The 22,936-nt window shown below is 64.8% G+C and carries 23 protein-coding genes; 20 read left to right on the top strand and 3 right to left on the bottom strand.

Features of this window, described 5'->3' with window-relative positions; translation table 11 throughout:
- Nucleotides 1–127: 127 nt before the first annotated feature.
- The 20 genes from ACFSJC_RS05980 (at nucleotide 128) to ACFSJC_RS05885 (ending at nucleotide 17,422) form a co-directional block, all read left to right on the top strand.
- Entirely contained in the window at nucleotides 128–538 is a 411-nt protein-coding gene (locus ACFSJC_RS05980) for a TfoX/Sxy family protein (protein ID WP_386024617.1), read from the top strand.
- Nucleotides 539–649: 111 nt separating this feature from the next.
- The gene (locus ACFSJC_RS05975) at nucleotides 650–1,261 is read left to right on the top strand and encodes a hypothetical protein (RefSeq protein ID WP_386024614.1); all 612 of its coding nucleotides are present in this window, start codon (nucleotides 650–652) and stop codon (nucleotides 1,259–1,261) included.
- Between the two features lie 60 nt (nucleotides 1,262–1,321).
- Nucleotides 1,322–1,714: a hypothetical protein gene (locus ACFSJC_RS05970; protein ID WP_386024612.1), complete on the top strand. Its 393-nt coding sequence runs from the start codon at nucleotides 1,322–1,324 to the stop codon at nucleotides 1,712–1,714.
- 312 nt (nucleotides 1,715–2,026) lie between these two features.
- Nucleotides 2,027–3,943: a methyl-accepting chemotaxis protein gene (locus tag ACFSJC_RS05965; protein ID WP_386024609.1), complete on the top strand. Its 1,917-nt coding sequence runs from the start codon at nucleotides 2,027–2,029 to the stop codon at nucleotides 3,941–3,943.
- 29 nt (nucleotides 3,944–3,972) lie between these two features.
- Nucleotides 3,973–5,547: a chemotaxis protein CheW gene (locus ACFSJC_RS05960; protein WP_386024606.1), complete on the top strand. Its 1,575-nt coding sequence runs from the start codon at nucleotides 3,973–3,975 to the stop codon at nucleotides 5,545–5,547.
- A 28-nt stretch (nucleotides 5,548–5,575) separates the two neighbouring features.
- Nucleotides 5,576–6,658, top strand: coding sequence for a chemotaxis-specific protein-glutamate methyltransferase CheB (gene cheB / locus ACFSJC_RS05955; protein ID WP_386024603.1), 1,083 nt, complete (start codon nucleotides 5,576–5,578; stop codon nucleotides 6,656–6,658).
- 112 nt (nucleotides 6,659–6,770) lie between these two features.
- Nucleotides 6,771–7,394: a HEAT repeat domain-containing protein gene (locus ACFSJC_RS05950; RefSeq protein ID WP_386024601.1), complete on the top strand. Its 624-nt coding sequence runs from the start codon at nucleotides 6,771–6,773 to the stop codon at nucleotides 7,392–7,394.
- Between the two features lie 7 nt (nucleotides 7,395–7,401).
- Nucleotides 7,402–8,250, top strand: coding sequence for a CheR family methyltransferase (locus ACFSJC_RS05945; RefSeq protein ID WP_386024598.1), 849 nt, complete (start codon nucleotides 7,402–7,404; stop codon nucleotides 8,248–8,250).
- Entirely contained in the window at nucleotides 8,247–8,636 is a 390-nt protein-coding gene (locus ACFSJC_RS05940; RefSeq protein WP_386024595.1) for a response regulator, read from the top strand. The genes ACFSJC_RS05945 and ACFSJC_RS05940 overlap by 4 nt, the downstream gene beginning before the upstream one ends.
- On the top strand, nucleotides 8,633–11,101 hold the full coding sequence (locus ACFSJC_RS05935; protein ID WP_386024592.1) for a chemotaxis protein CheA: 2,469 nt from the start codon (nucleotides 8,633–8,635) through the stop codon (nucleotides 11,099–11,101). The genes ACFSJC_RS05940 and ACFSJC_RS05935 overlap by 4 nt, the downstream gene beginning before the upstream one ends.
- Complete coding sequence (locus ACFSJC_RS05930) at nucleotides 11,101–11,337, top strand: hypothetical protein (protein WP_386024589.1); 237 nt, start codon at nucleotides 11,101–11,103, stop codon at nucleotides 11,335–11,337. Before ACFSJC_RS05935 ends, ACFSJC_RS05930 begins: the two co-directional genes overlap by 1 nt.
- A 10-nt stretch (nucleotides 11,338–11,347) precedes the next feature.
- Nucleotides 11,348–11,722 (top strand): response regulator, encoded by a 375-nt coding sequence (locus tag ACFSJC_RS05925; RefSeq protein WP_386024587.1) that lies wholly within the window; start codon nucleotides 11,348–11,350, stop codon nucleotides 11,720–11,722.
- Between the two features lie 11 nt (nucleotides 11,723–11,733).
- The gene (locus ACFSJC_RS05920; RefSeq protein ID WP_386024585.1) at nucleotides 11,734–12,993 is read left to right on the top strand and encodes a methyl-accepting chemotaxis protein; all 1,260 of its coding nucleotides are present in this window, start codon (nucleotides 11,734–11,736) and stop codon (nucleotides 12,991–12,993) included.
- A 169-nt stretch (nucleotides 12,994–13,162) separates the two neighbouring features.
- Complete coding sequence (locus ACFSJC_RS05915; RefSeq protein WP_386024582.1) at nucleotides 13,163–14,017, top strand: STAS domain-containing protein; 855 nt, start codon at nucleotides 13,163–13,165, stop codon at nucleotides 14,015–14,017.
- Complete coding sequence (locus tag ACFSJC_RS05910; protein ID WP_386024580.1) at nucleotides 14,014–14,406, top strand: STAS domain-containing protein; 393 nt, start codon at nucleotides 14,014–14,016, stop codon at nucleotides 14,404–14,406. Before ACFSJC_RS05915 ends, ACFSJC_RS05910 begins: the two co-directional genes overlap by 4 nt.
- Nucleotides 14,399–14,815 carry an anti-sigma regulatory factor gene (locus tag ACFSJC_RS05905; RefSeq protein WP_386024577.1) on the top strand — a complete coding sequence of 139 codons (417 nt, stop codon included), beginning with the start codon at nucleotides 14,399–14,401 and terminating at the stop codon, nucleotides 14,813–14,815. Before ACFSJC_RS05910 ends, ACFSJC_RS05905 begins: the two co-directional genes overlap by 8 nt.
- Before the next feature lie 28 nt (nucleotides 14,816–14,843).
- Nucleotides 14,844–15,326, top strand: coding sequence for an anti-sigma regulatory factor (locus ACFSJC_RS05900; RefSeq protein WP_386024574.1), 483 nt, complete (start codon nucleotides 14,844–14,846; stop codon nucleotides 15,324–15,326).
- The gene (locus tag ACFSJC_RS05895; RefSeq protein ID WP_386024571.1) at nucleotides 15,317–15,931 is read left to right on the top strand and encodes a SpoIIE family protein phosphatase; all 615 of its coding nucleotides are present in this window, start codon (nucleotides 15,317–15,319) and stop codon (nucleotides 15,929–15,931) included. Before ACFSJC_RS05900 ends, ACFSJC_RS05895 begins: the two co-directional genes overlap by 10 nt.
- Nucleotides 15,924–17,030, top strand: a complete 1,107-nt coding sequence (locus tag ACFSJC_RS05890; protein WP_386024568.1) for a sensor histidine kinase — start codon at nucleotides 15,924–15,926, stop codon at nucleotides 17,028–17,030. The genes ACFSJC_RS05895 and ACFSJC_RS05890 overlap by 8 nt, the downstream gene beginning before the upstream one ends.
- Nucleotides 17,027–17,422 carry a response regulator gene (locus ACFSJC_RS05885; protein WP_386024566.1) on the top strand — a complete coding sequence of 132 codons (396 nt, stop codon included), beginning with the start codon at nucleotides 17,027–17,029 and terminating at the stop codon, nucleotides 17,420–17,422. Before ACFSJC_RS05890 ends, ACFSJC_RS05885 begins: the two co-directional genes overlap by 4 nt.
- Here ACFSJC_RS05885 and ACFSJC_RS05880 read toward each other — a convergent pair.
- Genes ACFSJC_RS05880 through ACFSJC_RS05870 form a run of 3 tightly spaced genes read right to left on the bottom strand, consistent with a single transcriptional unit; the run spans nucleotide 17,405 to nucleotide 22,678 of the window.
- Entirely contained in the window at nucleotides 17,405–18,637 is a 1,233-nt protein-coding gene (locus ACFSJC_RS05880) for a Bcr/CflA family efflux MFS transporter (protein WP_386024563.1), read from the bottom strand. The genes ACFSJC_RS05885 and ACFSJC_RS05880 overlap by 18 nt on opposite strands.
- Before the next feature lie 7 nt (nucleotides 18,638–18,644).
- On the bottom strand, nucleotides 18,645–21,200 hold the full coding sequence (locus ACFSJC_RS05875; protein WP_386024560.1) for a RimK family alpha-L-glutamate ligase: 2,556 nt from the start codon (nucleotides 21,198–21,200) through the stop codon (nucleotides 18,645–18,647).
- A 14-nt stretch (nucleotides 21,201–21,214) separates the two neighbouring features.
- Nucleotides 21,215–22,678, bottom strand: a complete 1,464-nt coding sequence (locus ACFSJC_RS05870; RefSeq protein ID WP_386024558.1) for an ATP-binding protein — start codon at nucleotides 22,676–22,678, stop codon at nucleotides 21,215–21,217.
- Nucleotides 22,679–22,936 lie beyond the last annotated feature (258 nt).

Here is a 22,936-nt window from a genome sequence, read left to right as displayed (position 1 = left end):
ACCTTGCAAAAGGCTTCAAAGATAAATCTGACCGCCTAAAGGCGGTGGTTTTAACCCTGCTTCGGACAATAAGATCATAGAGCGACCATCGCGATATATTGAGCGGATAGACGTTCACGCATACGAGATGCCGAAAGAAGACGTCGAGTACAATCTCAACAACAGAACCCTCCGCGAACGGGACGGGAGTATCGGCATGGCATCGGATCTCAGTTTCGTCGCATACGTCTGCGATCAGCTGCGTGCGGCGGGCGATGTTTCTTTCCGCAAGATGTTCGGCGAATTCGCCCTGTATCACGCGGGAAAGGTGGTCGCCCTGATTTGCGACAATCAGCTGTTCGTCAAGCCGACGGCAGCCGGGCGGGCAATCCTCGGTGAACCGGAGGAATCGCCACCCTATCCGGGAGCCAAGCCGCATTTCCTAGTCACGGATCGGCTCGACGATGCCGAATCGCTGGTTGAGGTGGTGCTGGCGACGAGTCGCGAACTGCCGGAGCCCAAGCCGAAGAAGCCGCGCAAGAAACGCTCGATACGCTGATCCCACTCAGGCTCATTCTGCGTCGAACAGTCACGGAACCCGCGAGGCTCCGGGTTTGGGAACCGACCAGGCGTCCAGGTCGAGTCGGACCCGGCTAGAAGGCCGTCGGAGATGCCGTCCACCATCATTCAACTCTATCGCGAAATCCTCAGCGCAGCGGCGATCGCGCTGACCTGTCTGGCCTTTCTGCCATATCTGATGGGGATTCTGCGGGGCAGTGTGCGACCGCACGTCTTCTCCTGGTTCATCTGGGGCCTCACGACCTGCGTGGTCTTCCTCGCCCAAATCGCAGCGGAGGGCGGGGTCGGCGCCTGGCCGATCGGGATCTCGGGGCTCTTCACCCTGACGATCGCGGCCCTGGCCTGGATCAGGCGAGCGGATGTCTCCATCAGTCGCGTAGATTGGGTCCTGTTCCTGGCCGCGCTGTCCTCGCTCCCGTTCTGGTACGCGACCTCGGATCCGCTGTGGGCTGTGGTGATTCTGACCGGAGTCGATCTGCTCGGTTTCGGACCGACGCTCAGGAAGGCGTATGCAGCGCCTCGGAGCGAATCCGTCCTATTCTTTGCGCTGATGGCTGTGCGCAACGGGCTCGTAGTGCTGGCACTGGAGCATCATTCAGTCACGACAATTCTCTTCCCGGCGACCATCGGTCTGGCCTGTTTGGCGATCATCGGAATCCTATCGGTTCGACGCCGAGCAGTTGCTCAAACCGGGCATGGCTGACCCCCTTCCGATGGCCGCTCGGGTTTTCCAATCCGACGTGAAACACAGGTGGCTCGCGACATGACGCACACGCAATTCTTCATTCGCTTCGATGGCTGGTACGAATTTCTCTCGACGCTCCTGCTGCTGCCCCCATCGGCGTGCTATGTGTCCATAAGCGGCGATCTGGTCGAGGTGCGCATGGGTTGGGCCTTCAGCGCCCGCGTTCCAAGAACGGCGATCACCTCGGTCGCGCCGCTACGCAAAAGCCCCTTGAGCCGAGGGGTGCATGGCTTCGCCGGTCGCTGGCTGGTGAACGGTTCCGGGCGAGGCATCCTGACGCTCGATCTGAAACCCGCACAACGCGGCTCTGTCATGGGATTTCCGGTACGCCTACGCGAGTTGCAGGTGAGCGTCGAGGATCCTGACGGTCTGGTGGCCGCCCTGAGCGCTCCCCTGACGGCATCCCCGTAGCGCCAGCGAACCTGCAGCCAACCCGAAACGCTGGCAGGCGATCCGTGTTCGGCGGACTATATTGGTGCATACACGCCCGGGACCACACCCTATACACCGAATATCCGCACGATTGGTATCCGTAGGGTTTTGAGACCGCAATCACAAACCATTTAACGTCGATCGAAGCCGCACCACGAAAGCGAACGGAATCACACACGATTCGGCCTTGTAATCGGACTATTGCACCAACATGAATATCGGCCACCGACATGCCGCCAGCCCCCGCCCGCCGATAGGGCATTCCCCCACCATATAGCGCAGGACATCGCCATGGCTCTCGTCAAGAAACCCTCTACCTCCACCTCGGGCGCGATCGGAGAGGCTCGCTCGAATGCCGCGACATCGCGCGAGGCCGAGGCGCAGCGCAAGCGGGCGCGCACGCTGGCGAAGCAGCAGCAAGCCGCCGAGCGGGTGGCCTCGGCGACCGCCCAGCTGTCCTCTGGTATCAACGAGGCCGCCTCGGCGGCGGAGGAGCTCAAGCGCGCCGCCGATCAGATCGCGACCGGCGCCGAGCAGGCATCCGGGGCAGCACAAGAATCGCTGGCCGCCTTCAAGCTGGTCGACAGCGCGCTGACGCGCCAGCTCGACAGCGCCAAGCTCTCCCAGACCAAGGTCGAGGCCTCCCAAATTCTGATCGCCAAGGTCAGCGGCGACGTGGACGGACTCATCACCAACGTGGGGATCGCGGCGCAGCGCCAGTCCGAGTCGGTCAAGACGGTGGCCGAACTGGAGCAGCAGGCGGCCAACATCGGCGACATCGTCAAGGCGGTCGCCCGCATCGCCGACCAGACCAACCTGCTCGCCCTCAACGCGGCGATCGAGGCGGCGCGCGCCGGCAAGCACGGCAAGGGGTTCGCGGTGGTAGCCGATGAGGTCCGCACCCTCGCCGAGACCTCCGAGAAGAGCGCCAAGCAGATCCAAGATCTGGTCGGCCAGATCCAAACCGAGGTCAAGATCATCTCGGACGGCATCAACACCTCGGCGACCAAGGTCCAAACCGAGGTCGAGAACGGCAAGACGATCACCCTGCAGCTCGATCAGATCCGCATCGACGCCATCGAGGTGACGAACGGCATCCAGGAGATCGCGAATGGTGCCCAGCAGTCCAACACGGCCGCAGGGCAGGCGCTGAAGGGAACGGAGGAGATCGCTGCAGCGGCCGAGGAGCAGTCCGCCGCTTCCGAGGAGTCGGCCAAGACGGTGGCCGAGCAGACCCAGGCCCTGGCCGAGTGCGAGCAGGCCGCGCAGAACCTCTCCGAGCTGGCCGAGGATCTCAAGAATTCCACCGACATCGCCAAGAGCGCCGAGGAGGTCGCCTCGGCGGCCGAGCAGCTCTCGTCCGCCGTGCAGGAGATCAACCGCTCGTCCGACCAGATCATGGCGGCCATCGAGCAGATCCGTAAGAGCGCCCAGGTCCAGGCGTCTTCCACCGAGGAATCCGCAGCGGCCATCTCGCAGATCGAGAAGGGGCTGGAGATCGCGCTCGAGCGCACCCGCGCATCGGGAGAAAAGGTCGGGGCGATCCGCAGGCTGCTGACGACCAACAAGACCGCCATCGACGCGCTCATCCAGGGCGTCTCCGTGTCGGTCGGCGCCTCGCGCTCCAGTCTCAAGCAGATCAAGGACCTGGAGCTGGTCTCGCGACGCATCGACAAGATCGTCGACGCCATCACCACCGTTTCCATCCAGACCAACATGTTGGCCGTCAACGGCTCGATCGAGGCGGCACGCGCCGGCGAGTTCGGCAAGGGCTTCGTGGTGGTGGCGACCGACATTCGCAACCTGGCCCACGATTCGGCCGAGAACGCCGACCGCATCAAGGATCTGGTGAAGGCGGTCCAGGACCAGATCGGCGTGGTCTGGCGCGACCTCGAGGAGATCATCTCCGCAGCCGCCGCCGAAGCCGAAAAGGCCAAATCGATCACCAGCGGACTGGAGACCATCGAGGCCGACGTCGGGTACGTCGCCAAGGGCACCGCCGAGATCGAGGCGGCGGCCGGCGAGATCGCCTCCGCCATCGCTCAGGTCAAGACCGGAGTCGATCAAATCGCCTCCGCCGCGCAGGAGGCAGAACAGGCCTCGAACGAGGCCGCCACGGCGGCGAAGCAGCAGTCTCAGGGTGCCGAGGAACTGGCGGCGGCGATCGAAGAGATCGCCTCGCTCGCCGACGAGCTGCAGAGCGCCTGAGATCCATCGCCCTTGCGCGGGAGACACTCATGACCAATACAGAGGTCGAAACCTCGCGACCGGCGAACGCGGCCGGCGCGGAGGATGCCGTGACGGAGCAGGACAGCGACATCCGTCAGTTCGTGATCTTCGTCTGCGGCAGCGAGGTGTTCGCGGTCGACATGGCACCGGTCCAGGAGATCATCCGGGTCCCGGAGGTGGTGCGGGTGCCGCTGGCGCCGTCGACCCTGGAGGGGCTGGCCAATCTGCGCGGCAAGGTGCTGCCCATCATCAGCCTGCGCCGTCTGTTCGGCTTCGACGAGCGCGAAGACGACGACGCCAGTCGGGCGCTGGTGATCGATCTCGGCCAGCCGCTCGGCTTCGTCGTCGACCGCGTCAGCAGCGTGATCGGGGTCGAGCCGTCGCGCATCGAGGGCGTGGACGGCCTGACCGCGACGGTCAAGACCGATCTGCTGTCCGGGCTGCTCAAGGACGTCGGCGGTTTCCCCATGGTGATGGTGCTGGATTTCGAGCGTCTGATCGACACCGAGTTCGCCACCATCGCCACCCTGGCGCGCACCAGCGCGGCCGCCCTGTCGGGGATCGACGCCCAGGAGGACAACGACGAGGACGAGTCCAGCGACGAGCTGCAGCTGGTCAGCTTCGAGGTCGCCGAACAGGAATACGCCATCCCGATCGAGAGCGTCCAGGAGATAGTCCAGTTCCCGGAGCAGGTGGTTCAGGTTCCGCGCGCGGAGGTCCACGTACTGGGTCTGATGACGCTGCGCAACCGTCTGCTGCCGCTGGTGTCGCTGCGCTGTCTCTTCGGTCTGCCGGCGCGCGACGCCGACGAGCGCAGCCGCATCCTGGTGGTGCAGCTCGGCGAGATCGCGGTGGGTCTGGCGATGGACTGCGTCAACGAGGTGCTGCGGGTGCCCAAGTCGGAGGTCGAGGCCATGCCCAAGCTGCTGGCGCGCCACGGCGATCTCTCGGACATCGGCGAGATCTGTCAGCTCGACGAGGGACGCCGCCTGGTGTCGATCCTCTCGACCGACAATCTCTTTCGCGATTCATCCATACGGGAGGCGCTGACGAGCGTGGAGGACATGCAGGAGAAACTCGGACTGGACGATGAATTCTCACGCGACGAGGAAGACGACGAGGAGCAGTTGGTGGTGTTCCGGCTCGGCAAGGAGGAGTTCGGGGTGCCGATCGAGAGCGTGCAGGAAATCGTGCGCGTCCCCGAGGAACTGACCCGGGTGCCCAAGGCGCCAAGCTTCGTCGAGGGCGTCATCAATCTGCGCGGCTCGGTCCTTCCGGTGGTCGATCAGCGCCGCCGGCTCGGCCTTCCGCCGGTCGAGCGCAACGACCGCCAGCGCATCATGGTGTTCCTGCTCGAGGGGGTGCGCACCGGGTTCATCGTCGACTCGGTGGCCGAGGTGCTCAAGATCCCGCGCAGCACCATCGAGCCGGCCCCCCAGCTCTCGCCCGAGCAAGCGGAACTGATCGCCCGGGTCGCCAACCTGGAGCGGCACAATCGCATGATCCAGCTCATCGATCCGTCGCGGCTCATCGCCAAGGATCAGCGCCAGGATCTGGAATCCCTGGGCAAGGTTCTGCCCTGATCGCCGGCCTTCGCAAGGGGGAGCAACCTTGATCAAGCTGCTGATCGTCGACGACTCAGCCCTGATGCGCCGTCAGCTCAACACCATCTTCCAAGCCGAGGGCGATTTCGAGATCCGCCTCGCGCGCAACGGACGCGAGGCGGTGGAGGAGAACACCGAGTTCGAGCCGGACGTGGTCACGCTCGACATCAACATGCCGGAGATGGACGGACTCACTGCGCTGTCGCTACTGATGGCGGAGCGCCCGGTGCCGGTGGTGATGGTGTCCTCGCTCACCGAGAAGGGGGCGATGGCGACCCTGGAGGCGCTCAACCTGGGCGCAGTGGACTATATCCCCAAGCCGGACGGCACCATCTCCCTGTCGATGGTGCAGATCGAAGCCGAGGTTATTGCCAAGGTGCGGGCCGCAGCCCGCGCCCGGATCCGCACCACGCGCGGACTGGCGGCGCGCATCCGCGGCAGCGCCCCGAGCCGCGCGCCCCGGACCGAGCGTGCGGAACGGAGCGACACGGGCATCCGCCGCACCGGCACACGCGGCGACGGCCTGGTGCTCATCGGCGTCTCGACCGGTGGACCGCGCACCCTGGAGGACATTCTCCCCAGGCTGGCGGCGGATTTTCCCTGGCCGGTGCTGGTGGCCCAGCACATGCCAATGAGCTTCACCCGCCCCTTCGCGGAGCGCATGGACTCGATCTGTCGGCTCTCGGTCTCGGAGGTCAGCCGCCCGACACCGATCGAGCCGGGCAACATCTACATCGGACGAGGCGGCGCGGACATGGTGATCGCGCGGCGCGGGGGCCGGCTGACGGCGCTGATGCGCCCCGAGGATCCGAGCTATCTCTGGCATCCCTCGGTCGAGCTGCTGGGACGCTCGGCCATCGAGCACTGCGATCCGGCCAACGTCATCGCAGTGATGCTCACCGGCATGGGGAACGACGGCGCCGAGGCCTTCACCGAGCTGAAACGCCTGGGTGCGCGCACCATCGCGGAATCCGAGGAAACTGCGGTCGTCTTTGGTATGCCCGCAGAGCTGATCCAGCGCGGCGGGGCGAATCTCGTCATGCCGGTCGAACGAATCGCGGACCAGATCCAGATCTGGGCCGAACGGTGAGTGCGGCATCGGCGACCGCGAGGACTGGAGGAGCCGCCATACTGCGGCCGGGCTGGCTCGCAATGAAGACGAGACACCAAGGCGCAACCGACCACCCCTGGAGACCCAAGGCATGGGATTGAAGAAACCGCAGCAGGCATCCACCACCAGCAGCGACGAGCGCCGTCTGGCCAGAGATCTCCCAGGATTGTTGGCCGCTTTGCACGATGCCGACCCCATGGCGCGACGCTGGGCGGCACGCGACCTGGCCGAGCACCTGGATGCCTCACAGGGACTGGTGGAACGGCTGCGCGTCGAGAGCGAGCCGAGCGTCACCCAGGTGATCCTGACCAGCCTGACGCGTCTCGGCGACGAGATCGCGGTCGCGGGACTGACCCACTGCCTGCGCAGCGAGGACGCCATGCTGCGCAACGCCGCGATCGAGGCGATGAAACAGCTTCCCGACGAGGTCGCACCGCTGATGGGTCAATTGCTGGTGGATCCGGATCCGGACGTACGCATATTCGCCGTCGACGTGCTGGAGTCGCTGCGCCATCCGCGCGTCGAGGACTGGCTGATCCGGGTCATCACCGAGGACGCGCACGTCAACGTCTGCGCCACGGCGGTCGATCTGCTCGGCGAAGTGGGTTCCGAGCGCGCCGCACCGGCGCTGCAGGCGTTGAAGGCACGCTTCGCGAACGAGCCCTACATCCAATTCGCCGCAGACCTGGCACTCAAGCGCATCGGCGCCGACTGACCACGACATGGCAGAGCCGACATCGATCAGCGAAGAGAATTTCCGGACCTTCCGGGAGTTCTTCTATCGCAAGACCGGGATCCTCTTCGAGGACAGCAAGCGCTATTTCGTCGACAAGCGTCTGCTGGACCGCATGAAGGCGACCGACCACCAGAGCTTCCGCAGTTACTTCACCATGATGCGCTTCCAGGCATCGGGCGAGGAGCTGCAGACGCTCATCAACGCCATGACGGTCAACGAGACCTATTTCTTCCGCGAGGAATACCAGTTCCGCTGCCTGGTCGACTCCATGCTGGAGGAGCTGGTCGCGCACCGCCGAGACGAGACGTCGCCGATCCGCATCTGGTCGGTCCCCTCCGCCTCGGGCGAGGAGCCTTACGGCATCGCCATCTATCTGCTCGAACACTGGCCGCGCATCGCCGAGCTGGATGTCGAGATCATCTCCTCCGACATCGATACCGACACGCTCGCCCAGGCACGGCGCGGACATTACAGCCAACGCTCGCTGCAGCAGGTTCCGGCCAGCCTGCGCCACAAATATTTCACCCACGACGGCGACCGGTATCGGATCGACGACTCGCTGCGCGAGGCCGTGGAGTTCACCCGGGTGAACATCACGGACACGGCCGAGATGCGCCGATACCGGCATTTCGACGTCATCTTTTGCCGCAACCTGCTGATCTATTTCGACGACCTGTCGCGCAAGCAGGCTGCGGAGTCTTTCTATGACGCACTCAATCCGGGCGGCTTCGTCTGTCTCGGCCATTCCGAGTCCATGAGCCGCATCTCCTCGCTGTTCCGAGTACGCAAGTTCCCCGAGGCCATCGTGTATCAGAAACCATGGGAGGCGCGATGAAACGGATCCTCGTGATCGACGATGCCGCGACGGTCCGGCTCTATCATCGCGGCATCTTGGAGTCGGCCGGACTCGAGGTGACCGAGGCGGTCAACGGCATCGAGGCGCTGGAACGCGTGGCCGAGGGCACCTTCGATCTCTATCTGGTCGACATCAACATGCCCAAGCTGGACGGCTACGGCTTTCTGCGCGAGCTGCGCGCCAAGGACCTGCCCCAGGCGCCGGCCATCATGGTCTCCACCGAGGCGGGGGCCAACGACCAGAAGCTGGCCTACCTGACCGGCGCCAATCTCTATCTGGTCAAGCCGGTCCGGCCTGAGCGGCTGCTGTCGCACGTCCATACCCTGCTCGGTATGACGCCCACCGGCGAGGGGCGGACATCATGAATCCATTGCTCGACCAATTCCTCTCCGAAGGACGCGATTTCCTCCAATCCATCGGCGAGCAGCTGCTGCAGCTGGAGGAGGCCCCGGACGATACCGCGCTCATGGGCGAGCTGTTCCGCCTGGTCCACACCCTCAAGGGCAACAGCGGGCTCTTCGATCTCCCGGAGATGACCCGGGTCCTGCACGCCGCCGAGGACTTGATGGACGCGGTGCGCGACGGCCGCATCCCCTTCGACCGCACCCTGGCGGACTGCCTGCTGGAGGCGATGGATTTCGTCGCGACCCTGATCGACGAGATCGCCGAGGTCCCGGGCGACACCCCGCCCAGCACCGCCCATCACGCGAACGATGCGCTCAGGCTCGGCGAGGCGCTGAAGTCCCTGCTTCAGAATCGGGCGCCTGGCACGGACGCAGAGGATCCAATCGAGATCGCTGCCGCCGATACGTCCGAACCATCCGCGTCGCCGGACATCGTGCCCGGAGCCGGAGCACCCGGCGAACACCCCTCCGTACTGGATCCAGAAGACCTTCCGGAACCGCTGCGCGCGGATCTGATCCGCCGTCTCGACGCCGGCGAGACGCTCTGCTGGCTGCGCTACGAACCCGAGGAGGAATGTTTCTTCAAGGGCGAGGACCCGGTTCACCTGATGCTGCAGCTAGGCGATCCGCTGTGGCGCCGGCTGGAATCGCGCGAGGATTGGCCGCCACTCGCCGAGCTCGACGCCTATCGCTGCGTGCTGCGCTTCGAGGCCATTCTCGACGCCACGCCCGAACGGCTCACCGAGCATTTCCGCTACGTGCCGGATCAGGTTCGGATCGAGCCGCTGTCGCGGGGACACCTGACCGGCACGCCCCGCAAGCCGGGCGCCCCCTCCCCGACGAGTGATCGCCCCTTCAGCGCCGAGGCGGAATGGTCCTTCAACGTGGTGCTGGAGGCGCAGCGCGAGATCCTGGCGCTGACCGATACGCCACCCTGGCTCGGCGGCCGGCTGCGCGCGGTCGCCGCGAGTCTGTCCGCCGCCTTCGCCAGCGTCGGCCGCACCTCCGAGATCGACAGGCTGGAGCTCGCACTGCAGTCGGCCATCGAGGCGCGCTCCCCGGCCCCGCTGCTGAACTGGCTCGGGGACAGGCATCTCGAGCACCATGTCGAGTACGCCGACACTCCGGACGGCAACGCGGGCCAGGCAGAGATTGCGCCCGATCCGGCCGAGGAGGCCCCCACCAGTATCAGCAGCAGCGACCCCGAGGAATCGATCCGCTTCGGCCGGCGGGCCGAGGATCAGCTGACCAGTCCGCGCACCCTAAAGGTCGATCAGGTCAAGGTCGACCGGCTCATGAATCTGATCGGCGAGATGGTGGTCGCCAAAAACGCCCTCCCCTATCTGGCCGGACGCGCCGAGGAAGTGTTCGGCGTGCGCGAACTGGCCCGCGAGATCAAGGCGCAGTACAGCGTCATCAACCGGATCGCCGAGGAAATGCAGGACGCCATCATGCAGGTGCGCATGATGCCGGTCTCCTTTGTATTCCAGCGCTTCCCGCGCCTGGTGCGCGACATCGCCCACAAGCTCGGCAAGGAGGTGCGGCTGGTGATGGAGGGCGAGTCGACCGAGGCGGACAAGAACATCATCGAGGCGCTGGCCGATCCTCTGGTGCACATGGTGCGCAACAGCCTGGACCATGGATTGGAGACGCCCGAGGCGCGTCTGGCGGCGGGCAAGCCGAGAGAGGGACGCCTGAGCATCCAGGCGCGCCAGGAATCCGACCGGGTGCTGATCGAGATCGCCGACGACGGGCGCGGCATCGACCCGGACCGCATCCGGCGCAAAGCCTACGAGCGCGGCCTGATCGACGAAGCCGAACTGGAACGGCTGACCGACCAGGAGGCGATCAATCTGGTGTTCGCCGCCGGATTCTCGACCGCCGAGCAGGTCTCCGACCTCTCGGGACGCGGTGTCGGCATGGACGTGGTCCGCAACGCCATCGCCCGGGTCAACGGCACCATCGACCTGCGCAGTCAGGTCGACCGGGGCACCACCCTGAGACTCTCGCTGCCGCTCTCGATGGCCGTGACCAACGTCATGATCGTCGAGTCCGCCGGACAGCGCTTCGGCGTGCCGATGGACGCAGTGGCCGAAACAGTACGGGTGGCGCGGAGCGACATCCGCACCATCAAACGCCGCCGGACCACCATGCTGCGCGGGCGCCTGATCCCATTGCTGGCGCTCAACGACCTCCTGGCGCTCGACGCGGAGCAGATCGCCAACGACGACGATGAACTTGCCGTACTGGTGGTGCGAATCGATCAGGAATACCTGGGGATCGTCGTCGACGACTGCCGCGAGACGATCGACATCATCCTCAAGCCGCTCGCCGGCTTCCTGGGCGGACTCACCGGCTATGCCGGCTCGGCGCTGCTGGGAGACGGCTCCGTGCTCCTGGTGTTCAACCCGAGGGAGCTGATCTGATGGCGCTCGAATTCAAGAAGACCACCGTGGTCGCCCACGACCTGCTCGGCGTCGAGGATGCCGAGACCCTGCTCGAATGGCTGATCAAGCATCCGCGCGGACGGGTGAATCTCTCCGCATGCACCCATCTACATGCCGCTAATCTTCAAGTGCTGATGGCGGCCAGGCCCAAGATATCGGCCTGGCCGAAGAACGGCGCGCTCGCCGATTGGCTGAAGGCGGCATTGACCCAATGAGGAAGTATCCATGTCGAAACTGATACTGGTCGTCGACGATTCGGCAACCATGGTGATGAGCCTCAAGGCCAGCCTGGAGATGTCCGGATTCAAGGTGGAAACCGCAGGCGACGGCGTTCAGGCGATGACCAAGCTCAAGGGCGGGATCAAGCCGGACCTGATCCTGACCGACATCAATATGCCGAACATGGGCGGTATCGACTTCATCCGCAACGCCCGCGCACTGCCCGGGCTGCGCTTCATCCCCATCCTGGCACTCACGACGGAGAGCCAGCAGGCCAAGCGCGACGAGGCCAAGAAGCTGGGGGCGACCGGATGGCTGGTCAAGCCGGTGGGCGGAGCGGAGCTGGTGAAGGTCATCAAGCAAGTGCTGCCAGGCGCCTGAGACTGCGATCCATGCCCATTCACAAACAACGGCAGGCGATGATCGACGCGAGCCTGGAGCAGGCCAAGGTCCTCCGCCGCACCATGATCCTTATGACCCTGGTCGGCACCCTGGTGCTCACGACCCTGCTATACATGAGTCACAACTGGCTCGAAGCCCATGCGCAAGATTTCGGAGTGAATGAAGCCCTGGCCCAAGCCATACTGGTGGGCGGCGCGCTGCTCGTGACGAATTTCGTCGCTGGGCTTGTCTTCTACCGCTTCAACATCCGCACCAATAGCGTCATGAGTCAAACATGGGATGCCTGTAGCAATAACATGGACCAGATCGAAGGCCTGCATCAAGCCAATAGGCAGGCACTGAAGCTGGTGAGCGTACAGGACCAGGCCATCGGCGAACGGATAGACGCAGCGGTCGCCGAAACCGAATCCTACACCCTCACCGTTATCGAGCGCACGACTCAGCTCAACAGCGCCGCAACGCAGTTGCTCGAATATCTGCACAGCTCGACGTTCCACGTCGAAGGCATGGGGAGGAATATCGAGAACCGCATGGACGACATCGCTCAGATAGCGGTGTTCGTTCAGGACCTGCCGACAAAGATCAAGGCCGACATGTCGGCCATCCAGGCGGTACTCGACGACATCCGCCAACTCGAAGGGATGGCAACCTCCATCAAGCAGATCAGCAAGCAGACCAATCTGCTCGCACTGAACGCGGCGATCGAGGCCGCGCGCGCGGGCGAGGCCGGGCGCGGTTTCGCCGTGGTCGCGGGCGAGGTACGGGCACTCGCCAATCATGCGGCCGAGGCGGCGAACACCATCGAGGCCGGACTCAACCAGGCGCTCGGAGCCGTGGAGCACGACCTGCAGCTCTCGCTGCTCGACGGCTCGGGAGAACAGCTCGCGCAGGCGATCAGCGCGGTCGAATCCATCCAGCGGCTCAAGGACAACTACGAGGACATGCGTCAGTTCTACAAGACACTATTCTCGGTGGTGACACATCACAACACGGGGCTGGCCAACCAGATCGCGGACATCCTGGGGCTGCTGCAATACCAGGACGTCGTCGGCCAGCGCCTGGGACGGGTACGTTCGGCGTTGGAGCGGCGCGCCGGCCTGATCTCGGCCGAGGACGTCATCGGCTCCGATCTCGCCGACCATCTGAAGGAGATGTTCGAGAACTATCTGCTGGACGAATCCAACCATGCCCAGTTGACCGGGGCCCCCAAGGCGAATGACGCGTCCGCCCCTCGGATCGAGCTCTTCTGAGCCTGAAACACGAAAGGGTGCGATCGAAGATATCGGCTCGGCCGACCTCCGCCGGACCTAAATAATCCACGTCTCGCAATGGACGGGGTTTAGAATGGCGTAGCGAGACCGAAAGGCTCGCGATCTGCACGGCCAACCCGGAGAATCTCTGAGGAGGAGACCCCGAAAGATGGCGACCCCATTGAAAGATCTGCTTCGCGATCACCGCGACGAGCTGCTCGATGCCTGGCTGCAGCACGCCCAATCCATCTGGGGAGGCGACGGCCAATACGACAGCCTGCCTCACGAATCCCGCCGGAGGCTACGCGCGATCTTCGAAGACATCGCCACGAGGATCGAGCAGACGCCTCCCGACGACTTCGAGCTGAACCCGGAAGGGCCGCTGGCAAGTCATCTGCACCAGTACGTGACCGAGCAGGCGCGCATCGGCAGCGGGGCGAACAAGACGATCGGACTCATGCTGTCGCTCAAGCATCTGCTGTCCGAGCGACTGACCGACCAGCCGGCGGCGGATGCGGCGGCCGATCTGGTGTGGCTGGAACGGGTCTTCGACAATCTGACGCTCCTGACCTTCACCGCCTTCGTAGATGTCCGCGAGCATCTCATCACCCAGCAAAGCGTGTCCCTGCTGGAGCTCTCGACCCCGGTGCTGCGACTGTGGGGCCGCATCCTGATGCTGCCGCTGGTCGGCGTCATCGACACGGTTCGGGCGCGCCAGATCACCGAACGCCTGCTGGAGGCCATCGCCCGTCACGAGGCGCGAGTCACCATCCTCGACCTCACCGGCGTCCCCGTGATCGATACCAGCGTCGCCCAGCACCTGATGAAGACGATCGACGCGGCCCGGCTGCTCGGCACCCAGATCGTCATGACCGGCATCAGCCCCGAGGGCGCCCAGACGCTCACCAAACTGGGGATCCGGTTCGGCGATGTCATCTGCCGCGCGACGCTGCGCGCGGGCATCGCCGAGGCGCTTCAGCTGACCGGCCAGAGCATCTCATCCATCAGGGGGCAGCAACCATGAGGATCCCGATCCTGGGCCTGGGGCGCATCCTCCTGGTCTCGATTCAGGTCGACCTCACCGACAGCGACGCCATGCAGTTCCAGTCCGATCTGGTCGAACGCGTGGCCGAAACCGAGGCGCTGGGTGTCGCGATCGACATCACCGCCCTGGACGTGGTCGACTCCTACATGGCGCGTGTCATCAACGACACCGCCAGCATGGTGCGACTGCTGGGTGCCGAGGCTGTCATCTGCGGGGTACAACCGTTCGTCGCCATGACCCTGATCGAGATGGGACGCGATCTGCTCGGCGCGGATTGCGCCTTCAACCTGGAGCAGGGTCTGGAGGTCCTCAAGGACCGCATCGCCAAACGCGGCGATACGCGCTTCGACGAGGACGAGGATGCCTGAATCCTTCGCCAGCGCCCAAGCCAGAATACCCGTGATGTCGGCGGCAGACATCGTGACGGCGCGTCGCGCCACCCGCGATCTCTGCGAGCGGCTCGGGTTCGGCAAGGCGGACCAGACCCGCCTCGCCACCGCCGTCTCCGAGCTGACGCGCAACGTCATTCAGTACGCCTGCGAGGGAGTCTGTCTGATCGAGGATGCCTCGGACGGCCAGACGCGGCGCATCCGGGTCCAGGTCGAGGATCGCGGCCCGGGAATCCCGGACATCCCACTGGCGCTGACCGACGGCTACAGCACCAGCGGCGGACTGGGCGCCGGCCTGCCCGGAACGCGCCGGCTGGTCGACGAATTCCAGATCGAATCCGAGCCGGGTCATACGCGCATCAGCATCATCCTGCGCAAGCCACGGTGAACGAAGGCAGGTGACGAGACCGAGCGACATGATGCGCCATCGAGACACCCCCCAAAGCATGTCCCCCGAACGGCCGGCCGGCCCGACTCCCTCGGCCCCGCCTTCGCTCGCCTCGGTCTGCGCCTGGATCGAAACCGAATCGGACATCGCAGCCGCGTGCCGCGAGGTGCGCTGGCTGGCCGAACGGATGGGCTTCGCCCGCAATCCGGCCTATTACCTGGCGACGGCAGCGAGCGAGCTGGCAACCAATCTTCTGATCCACGCCGGCGGCGGATGGCTGCGCGCCACCTCCGTTGCCGGACGTCATCTGGATGAGCCGCCAGGCATCGAACTGGTGGCGGAAGACACGGGACCGGGGATCGCCGATCTCGCACTGGCACTCACGGAGGGCTACAGCACGGCGGGCGGTCTCGGGTGCGGTCTTCCCGGTGTCGAACGCCTGATGGACGCCTTCGAGATCGATTCGCGGCCCGGACACGGAACCCGAGTCAGGGCGATCAAATGGCCTTGAATCCATCGAGCCCCACAGCCGATCGCACCGAGGTTTCGGTTGGCCAGGCGGTCCGCCCGTTTCCAGGCGAGCCTCTGTGCGGCGACCAGTCGGGCTGGTGGAGGCATCCGGACCGACTGCGACTGGCCTTGGCCGACGGACTGGGACACGGTCAGGAGGCCCATGCGGCCGCCGCCACGGTCGTCGAGCATCTGGCGACCATGCGGCCGACGGGCCTGGCCGAGCTGTTCGCCGACTGCGACAGGACGCTGATCGGGTCGCGCGGGGCCGCACTGGCGGTCGTCGACGTCCTGTTCGAGGAAAACGCCCTGCTGCATGCCGCCGTGGGCAATGTCCGTACGCTGCTGATCGGACAGAGACAGATCAGACGCCTGCCCGGCGCACGCGGCATCGTCGGCGGCGGCTTCTCCGGGCTGCGCCCGGAACGTCTCCCGCTGTCTGCGGGCGACTGGCTGGTCATCTTTTCCGATGGAATCCCGGAAGACGCGGACATCCGCGCATCCCTGACCGCATCGCGCTCGTCCGACGCCCTGGCCGAACAGCTGCTGGAGCGCTGGGCGCGCGACCAGGATGACGCAGGTATCCTGATCTATCGCCATGAATGAACCCAATGCGCCGAAATCGCCGCCGGATTTCATCCGGCGCTATGCCGAACTGCTCCAAGGCGCGGTCTTCGCCGAGGATCCGCTGGCGGCAGAGACGGCATTGGCCGACGCGGCCGACCTGGGGCGCAGCCTGGTCGCCAACGAGATTCCGCTCGAGGAGGTCGGCGAACTGCATCACGAGGCGCTGGTCCAACTGGCGCAAACCCATCCGGACCTGCCGCTGAGCCAGATCGCAGACCTCATCACGGCACCGCTGATGGAGGCCTACATGGCCTATAGCCTCGCCTTCCGCGAGCAGCTGGAGCGGCAATCCGAGGAAATCGTGAACGCCCGTCTGGAGCAATCGCGTCGCCTGGAGGCGATCGGCACCCTCGCGGCCGGTATCGCGCACGATTTCAACAACATCCTGGGGGCCATCCTGGGATTCAGCGAATTGCTGAACGATGAGCTACCGCCCGATTCGGTGGGACAGCAACATCTGGAGTTCATCCAGCAGGCGAGCTTCCGGGCGCGCGACCTGATCGCCCGCATGCTCACATTCGCCCGAGAGATGGGTGACGATCCGATCGAAATCGAACTGGTCGCCCTCACCCGAGAGACGTTGGATCTGGTGCGGGTCTCGCTCCCACGCGACGTCCAACTCGACTTCGAACCCTCGATCGGCGAGGCCTGGGTGCTGGCCGAGCCGAGCCAGATCCAGCAGATCGTCATGAACCTCTGTATCAATGCGGCCGCCGCCATCGGCAGCACTCCTGGCCGGATCCAGGTCGGTATCGGACTGCACACGCCAGCAAGCTTGGCCCCATTGGTCAGACTGACGGTCGAAGACGACGGCGAAGGCATGAACCAAGAGGTCCGGGAACGGGTCTTCGACCCCTTCTTCACGACCAAGGAGCCCGGAAAGGGCAGCGGTCTCGGGCTCTCCGTGGTCCACGGACTGGTCGGCAAGCTGCGGGGATCGATCAGCGTGTCCAGCGAGCCCGGTTCCGGTACGCGATTCACGATCGATCTGCCCCGTTTGCATCAGGAGGGCAAGGCGAGCGAGGACGCTGCACCGATTCGGCACACTCCATCCAGCCAGCGGGAGACACCCGAATGAGCAAGGTTCTGATCGTTGACGATGACGAAATCTTCCGGACGATGATGGCCGAAATGGTCCGCCGCGAAGGCTATGAGATCGAGGCCGTCAGCAACGGGCAGGAGGCGTTGGCATACGTCGCGCGCGAACGTCCGCTGCTCATCATCACCGATATCCTCATGCCCGAGATGGACGGCATCGAGTTCATCATGAAGCTGAACCAAGACGGCAACGATATCCCAATCATCGCCGTCTCGGGCGGTCGGCGCTCCATCAGCCTGGAGTTCAACCTCGAATCGGCCGCCCTCATGGGCGTGCGGACGACCCTGCCCAAACCCTTCACCCGCGAGGCGCTACGCACTGCGATCGACAAGGCGCTCGAACAGCAGCCGCCATCAAGCGGCCTTCGATAAGACCCGACGGCAGGTCAGACTGGACAGCAGGATCAGAACGCTGGCGATGAAGGTCGCGAGACACAGCAGATCGATGTCGCGCGCGCTGCGCTCCAGCATGCCGCCGACCACGCCGCTGCCGAGCGCGGTCGCCCCCAGGGTGAGACAGCCGTAAAGCGCCGACGAGGTCCCGACCCGGTCCGCAAAGACCGAGAGCCCCGCCTTCATTCCGATCGGGACCAGCGCGCCGAATCCGATGCAGAACACTGCGGACGCGCCGAGTATCGCGACGACGGACATGGAACCTGCAAGCACGACTCCGAGCGAGCAGAGCCCGCCAATCAAGGCCACACCGGCACCGGTCAGGAAGGCGCCATACTCGCCCCAGCGTTTGAGCGCTTCCATGCAGATGAGCCGCCCCAGCAGCAGTCCGCCGACCAGAGCGAGACTGGTGAATCCGAACGCCAGTGGGCTCATGTTCAAGACATGGATGAAGATGAAGGGCGCCGCGACCAGATAGGCGCCCTGAACCGCGAAGCAGAGCATGATGGGAATGGTCGGCAGCATGAAGCCGGGCGAGACGAGCATGTCGCCGTAGGCACGCAACGTCTCGGCAAGCCTGAAGGGCGTGCGCCTGTCTGCCGGCAGTGACTCGCCGACCAGCCCGCGCGTCGAGAGCATCACCAACACAGCGCCGGCCGCGAGCAGATAGAAGTTGGAATGCCACCCCAGCCACTGGGTCAGCAGACCACCGAGCATGGGCGCCAGCACCGGAACCAATCCGGTGATGACCCCGATCCAGCCGAGAACGCTGATCATCTGCGCGTCGCTGAAGGCATCGCGCGACATGGCCCGCGACCCCACCTGCACGGCGGCTCCGCCGACGGACTGCAGAATGCGTCCGCTGACGAGCAACCCATAGGAGGGCGCCAGCGCGCACAGCAGCGATCCCACGCCAAAGGCGATCACGCCCCCCTGGAGCAACAGTTTCCGCCCCCAATGGTCTGAGACCGGTCCGAGAAAGATCGAGGCGACCGCGAACCCGACCAGATAGACGGTCATGGTCGCGGCCATGTGCTGAGCCGAGAGCCCCAACCCATCGGCCATCGCCGGCAGGGCTGGCAGATAGAGACTGGTACCGAGTCGAACCAGGGCGGTGACCAGGATCAGATAGGCGCTCAGCATGAGCAGCGCGCGCCCGCTCGCCTCGCGCGGCTTGAGAATGGCGTCGGTCATCGGCGGCTCACAGCTCGATCTGGCGCTCGATCAGATCGGGCAGCGGGATCTGGTCGCACACCAGCGGCAGCTTGATCTGAGCGGTAGTGACGCCCGGACGCAGGTGGCCCTCATAGAGCCGGTCGAGCCAGCCCGTGCCCATCAGGATCAGTCGCGGCGCCTGGATGAGCCCCTGCTCGCGCAGCAGCTTGAAGCCATCGGACGCCTCGGCGAGCGCGGCATCCATAGCGGCGAGCCATGCGGCGTCGGGCGCGACATCCCCTTCCGGCTCGATGCAGAAGTCGTAGCGGTGCGCACCGCTGTCGGCGACCACGCAGAAATGCCGCCAGCGCAGATCGCGCTCGGCCAGGGTGCGGCGCACCACGTCCGAGATCACCGCCCCGGCGAGCTTCTCGCCCGCCAGGTTGGCGATATCGCGGCTCTTGCTCAGGAACTGGATGTTGGGATTGCCGCCAGTGAAGCCCTTGACCTTGACGATGTCGTGCAGATCGTAGCGGTAGAGCCCGGAGTAGCTGGTGACGATCAGGCCGTATTCGGCCCCGTCCTCAAGCTGATGGGCGAGCAGCGGCTCGCCGCCCGCCACCGGCTGGAACTCGAAGAAATAACCGAAGATGGCCAGCGGCGCCTCGGGCGCGCCCGGACGCATGGGGACGTTGAACTTGCCCTCGCTGGCACCGTACCCGCAGTCGGTGAAGACCACGTCCTCGGGAAGCCAAGGGATCAGTCCCTCCAGATAGCGCCCGATGGTGCCACCGAGCCAGCAGGAGATCATCTTGAGCCCCGGCCAGTAGTCGCGCGGTTCCAAACGGCCGCGCCCAGCCAGCATGCCGCGCAGCGCGGCGGCACGCTCCGGGTCCGGGCTCAGATACCCCGTCAACTGACGGCGCAACTCCGCATCCAGCTCCAGACTCTGGGACAGGGTGCCGCACTCGATGTCGGTGATGATCTCGTCGCGCCGCCGATCGGCGGCCTCCAGCAACGCGGTCATGCGTCCCGGGTTGTTGCCGACCAGCAGTCGAACCAACGGCTGAGCGACGGCGAAGCGCATGGTCAGATAATCGAGCGTAGCAGCATCGGTCGCGCCCAATACCTCGGGAGGAAAGGCCAGTCGCCGCCGGATCTCCGGCGGCGCACCGGCGAGCGTGAGACCGGAGGCAAAGCCGAAAGGAATGCCTCCGGCGGTCTCGCCCATGACGGCGACGTTGGACAGCGGGATGAAATAGCCGTCGAGCAGATCCGGCATCATCTTCATCAGTAGCGCGGTGCGGGCGCGGCTGACCAGCGACTTGGCCAATTCGCCAGAGGCGCTTTCCGGGATGTTTTTGAAATGTCCGGTGGTACCGCTGGTGCTGATGAAATGGGTCGGCTGGCCGGAGAACAGCAGATCGGCCTCCCCCAACTCCATGCGCTTGGCATAGGGCTCGAAATCGTCCCATTGGGAGACGGGAACGGCCTGTCGAAACGCCTCAATCGAATCGATCGTCTCGAAACCGTTCGCACGGCCGAACTCGGTCTGAGCACCCTGCCGAAGGATGTCCATCAGCACCCGCTGCTGGGTCTCCTCGACCAGCGAACAGGCGCCGATGAAGGTCTGGACCAGCTCCAGATCCTGCTTCAGCCGCCAGTCATCCAGCCCCTGGGTCTCAGAGGCCAGGATCTGATAGCGCTCGGCGATCCGCGCCTTGAGCCGGCGCCGGATGCTCTTGAGGATCTCGGCGGGGACATTGATGTCGCTACAGGACTCGATGCCCTGAAAGCCGGGGATGGAATTGGCCTCGCCGACGACGAAGCCATCGCCCTTGAACAGCAGATCGATCCCGCCGATGTCGAGTCCCATGACCTCGATCACCCGCTTGGAGAGTTCGAGGATCGTCTCGTTCAACGGATAGGCGTCCGCACCGCCACCGGCCGAGACGTTCGATTTGAAGCCGTCGGCCGAACGGTTGCTGCGCAGCATGCAGGTGCGCGGCTGACCGTCGATCACCAGTACGCGCAGATCGCGGCCCCGACTGTCGGCGATGAATTCCTGTGCCAGGAGCCCCGCCTGGCACCCGGCCGCATCGAGCATCTCCAACAGGCTGGCGAGCTCCTGTCGAGTCTGGACCAGGGTCACGCCATGCCCCTTGGATCCATCCAGAACCTTGAGCACGACCGGCAGGCCCAGACGTTCGCAGATGAACTCGGGCGAGGTGTCTGGACGCACGAGAATGGTCTTGGGAACCGGGATGCCACGCGCGGCGAGCAATTGCAGGGTGAGCAGCTTGTCGCCGGTCCGCTTCAGGGTCTCGGCCCGGTTCACGCAAAAGACGCCCTGGGTCTCCAGTTGCTGCAGGAGGGCCAGGTTGTAGTCGTCCGCCTCCTCGACGAAGGCGGCGATGGCGAACATCGGGGCCGGAACGGAGGTGCCCCGGAGATAGAAGCGCGCCGGCTCGTCCGGGTCCAGGATCAGCTGCACCTCCTTGGGCGCCACCACCTGCAGTTCGACTCCCGCCGTCGCCGCCTCCTCGCAGGCGCGCGTCAGCTCGCGCACTTCCTTCCCGGTATAGAGAATCCATCCGTGCATCGTAACCGAGCTCTTCATGAAAAAATCGCCTCTTGGTAACAGCGTTCGACATAGGATTGGAGTTCGATCGCAACCGGATCGCACAATTGAATACGGTCGAAATCGAACCGCTGCGCATAGAGTCGCGTGTAGAGCAACCACCAGCGATCTGGCGACTCCACCACCCAGCCGCAGAAGAAGAGCCGCATACGACGCATCTCATCCTCCAGCGTCTCGGGCAGCGCGTGCCAGGCGGGAAAGCGGACATAGACGGTCTTGATGCCGTCGGATTCCTGGTCGAAGAGCTGTCGGCGCAGAACGCTCGCGAAATCCTCGCCCGTCACCCTGAGCGAGAGCACGGCCAGTTCCGATTCGGCATGGGTTTCGACCGCCAGATCGGTGTGATCCGCGAGCGGAGGCGATTCGACCGGAATCTCTAGGGACAGCCCGGAGTTCTCGAACAATCGGCGACTGATTTCGACATGGGCCGGAGGGACGAAGAGCTGAACGGGGGGCAGGTCACGGGTAACGGTGACGGCATGCAATAGAGTCTCGCGCTGGGCATCGTCGTCCTCGGCCAGCTTGAGGAACCGCGCCCGGCCGTGCACCGAGAGTTTCAGCGCCATCGGATTGAAGTTGAAGAGACTGCAGACCTTCTGTGATTGGGTGTGGGTGGTCACCAGATTGGCCTCACCGACCGCAACCCGATCATCGCCCCCCTTGGTCGTGCGCGCGACCGCCTTGATGAGCTGCAGGAGCCCCATGCTGCGACGGTACTCGGGCTGCACCATGAGCGCGCCGTATTCGGCCACCTCGGCATCGCCAGTGGCGCGCAGGATCGCCATCTGTCCGACCACCTGCCCTTCGGGGTTGAGCGCGACATAGGAGATGACGCGCCCGTCCTCCATGGCATCCCGCAAGCGGTCGGCATAATAGAAGACCTCCTTGCTGTAGGAGTATCCGTAGTTGCGATAGGCCAGTTCGACGATACCGGGGATGTGCTCGACACCGGCCAGACGGACCTGCAGCTTCTCGCGGCTGGACGCTGGGGCCTGGTCCGCGCCCGCAAGCGGTGCCGTCAGGACCTTGGGGTTCGAGAGCCGCTTGAGCAGCACCGTGCGCCAGCCGGCGCGGCCCTGATTGACGAACTCGAAGTGGTCGACCAGTTTCTCGATGAGAAAGAGTCCGAGACCATCGATCGTCTCTTCGGGCTGAGTGACCTCGTATTTCGGCAGTCCGCCCGGATCGACGGGCAATCCCATGTTGCTGAAGACGATGCGCAGCCCGTCCTCGAGCACCTCGCAGACCACCTCGAACTGTTCTTCGGAACCCTGGTTCGGATAACGCTCGATGATGTAGGCGCCGGCCTCCTCCGAGGCCATCGACAACTCCGAGATCTCCTTCGAGGTCGCCCCCAGACAGCGGGCGATCTCGCCGACGAAGGACACGACGGCAGGAAGGAATTCCAGCCGATAGTAGGTCTTCAACGCGAACTGCATGCTCCTTCTGTCCCCCTGTGTGCGGGCTGAGGATCGCAACGGCACGGCAATGACAGCCGTTGGACTCGGCCCCACGCGCCAGCACCCGGATTCCACGACCGAGGCGAGCACATGGGATTGCGAACCTGCATAGTAGAGGATGCCAGCAACGACACGGTGTGAGCTGCTGCTCCTTTTTCGCCGGCCTGAAGCAGGAAGCCGTGCAGGACATGGTCAGCGTCGACAGGATCGACACCGAAGCTTCACATTTCGGTCATA

Source organism: Thiorhodococcus fuscus, assembly GCF_042682685.1.
Lineage (GTDB): Bacteria > Pseudomonadota > Gammaproteobacteria > Chromatiales > Chromatiaceae > Imhoffiella > Imhoffiella fuscus.
The sequence above is the reverse complement of the archived record's forward strand: the minus strand, read 5'-3'. Positions and strand labels throughout refer to the sequence as shown.

Excerpts from the sequence above, each read along its gene's own strand:
- ACFSJC_RS05940 (WP_386024595.1), top strand. The coding sequence starts at position 8,247 with ATGAAACGGATCCTCGTGATCGACGATGCCGCGACGGTCCGGCTCTAT.
- ACFSJC_RS05915 (WP_386024582.1), top strand. The coding sequence starts at position 13,163 with ATGGCGACCCCATTGAAAGATCTGCTTCGCGATCACCGCGACGAGCTG.
- ACFSJC_RS05875 (WP_386024560.1), bottom strand. The coding sequence starts at position 21,200 with ATGCACGGATGGATTCTCTATACCGGGAAGGAAGTGCGCGAGCTGACG.
- ACFSJC_RS05885 (WP_386024566.1), top strand. The coding sequence starts at position 17,027 with ATGAGCAAGGTTCTGATCGTTGACGATGACGAAATCTTCCGGACGATG.
- ACFSJC_RS05905 (WP_386024577.1), top strand. The coding sequence starts at position 14,399 with ATGCCTGAATCCTTCGCCAGCGCCCAAGCCAGAATACCCGTGATGTCG.
- ACFSJC_RS05900 (WP_386024574.1), top strand. The coding sequence starts at position 14,844 with ATGATGCGCCATCGAGACACCCCCCAAAGCATGTCCCCCGAACGGCCG.
- ACFSJC_RS05880 (WP_386024563.1), bottom strand. The coding sequence starts at position 18,637 with ATGACCGACGCCATTCTCAAGCCGCGCGAGGCGAGCGGGCGCGCGCTG.
- ACFSJC_RS05890 (WP_386024568.1), top strand. The coding sequence starts at position 15,924 with ATGAATGAACCCAATGCGCCGAAATCGCCGCCGGATTTCATCCGGCGC.
- ACFSJC_RS05870 (WP_386024558.1), bottom strand. The coding sequence starts at position 22,678 with ATGCAGTTCGCGTTGAAGACCTACTATCGGCTGGAATTCCTTCCTGCC.
- ACFSJC_RS05895 (WP_386024571.1), top strand. The coding sequence starts at position 15,317 with ATGGCCTTGAATCCATCGAGCCCCACAGCCGATCGCACCGAGGTTTCG.
- ACFSJC_RS05975 (WP_386024614.1), top strand. The coding sequence starts at position 650 with ATGCCGTCCACCATCATTCAACTCTATCGCGAAATCCTCAGCGCAGCG.
- ACFSJC_RS05930 (WP_386024589.1), top strand. The coding sequence starts at position 11,101 with ATGGCGCTCGAATTCAAGAAGACCACCGTGGTCGCCCACGACCTGCTC.
- ACFSJC_RS05945 (WP_386024598.1), top strand. The coding sequence starts at position 7,402 with ATGGCAGAGCCGACATCGATCAGCGAAGAGAATTTCCGGACCTTCCGG.
- ACFSJC_RS05970 (WP_386024612.1), top strand. The coding sequence starts at position 1,322 with ATGACGCACACGCAATTCTTCATTCGCTTCGATGGCTGGTACGAATTT.
- ACFSJC_RS05965 (WP_386024609.1), top strand. The coding sequence starts at position 2,027 with ATGGCTCTCGTCAAGAAACCCTCTACCTCCACCTCGGGCGCGATCGGA.
- ACFSJC_RS05910 (WP_386024580.1), top strand. The coding sequence starts at position 14,014 with ATGAGGATCCCGATCCTGGGCCTGGGGCGCATCCTCCTGGTCTCGATT.
- ACFSJC_RS05935 (WP_386024592.1), top strand. The coding sequence starts at position 8,633 with ATGAATCCATTGCTCGACCAATTCCTCTCCGAAGGACGCGATTTCCTC.
- ACFSJC_RS05960 (WP_386024606.1), top strand. The coding sequence starts at position 3,973 with ATGACCAATACAGAGGTCGAAACCTCGCGACCGGCGAACGCGGCCGGC.
- ACFSJC_RS05925 (WP_386024587.1), top strand. The coding sequence starts at position 11,348 with ATGTCGAAACTGATACTGGTCGTCGACGATTCGGCAACCATGGTGATG.
- ACFSJC_RS05920 (WP_386024585.1), top strand. The coding sequence starts at position 11,734 with ATGCCCATTCACAAACAACGGCAGGCGATGATCGACGCGAGCCTGGAG.
- ACFSJC_RS05980 (WP_386024617.1), top strand. The coding sequence starts at position 128 with ATGCCGAAAGAAGACGTCGAGTACAATCTCAACAACAGAACCCTCCGC.
- ACFSJC_RS05950 (WP_386024601.1), top strand. The coding sequence starts at position 6,771 with ATGGGATTGAAGAAACCGCAGCAGGCATCCACCACCAGCAGCGACGAG.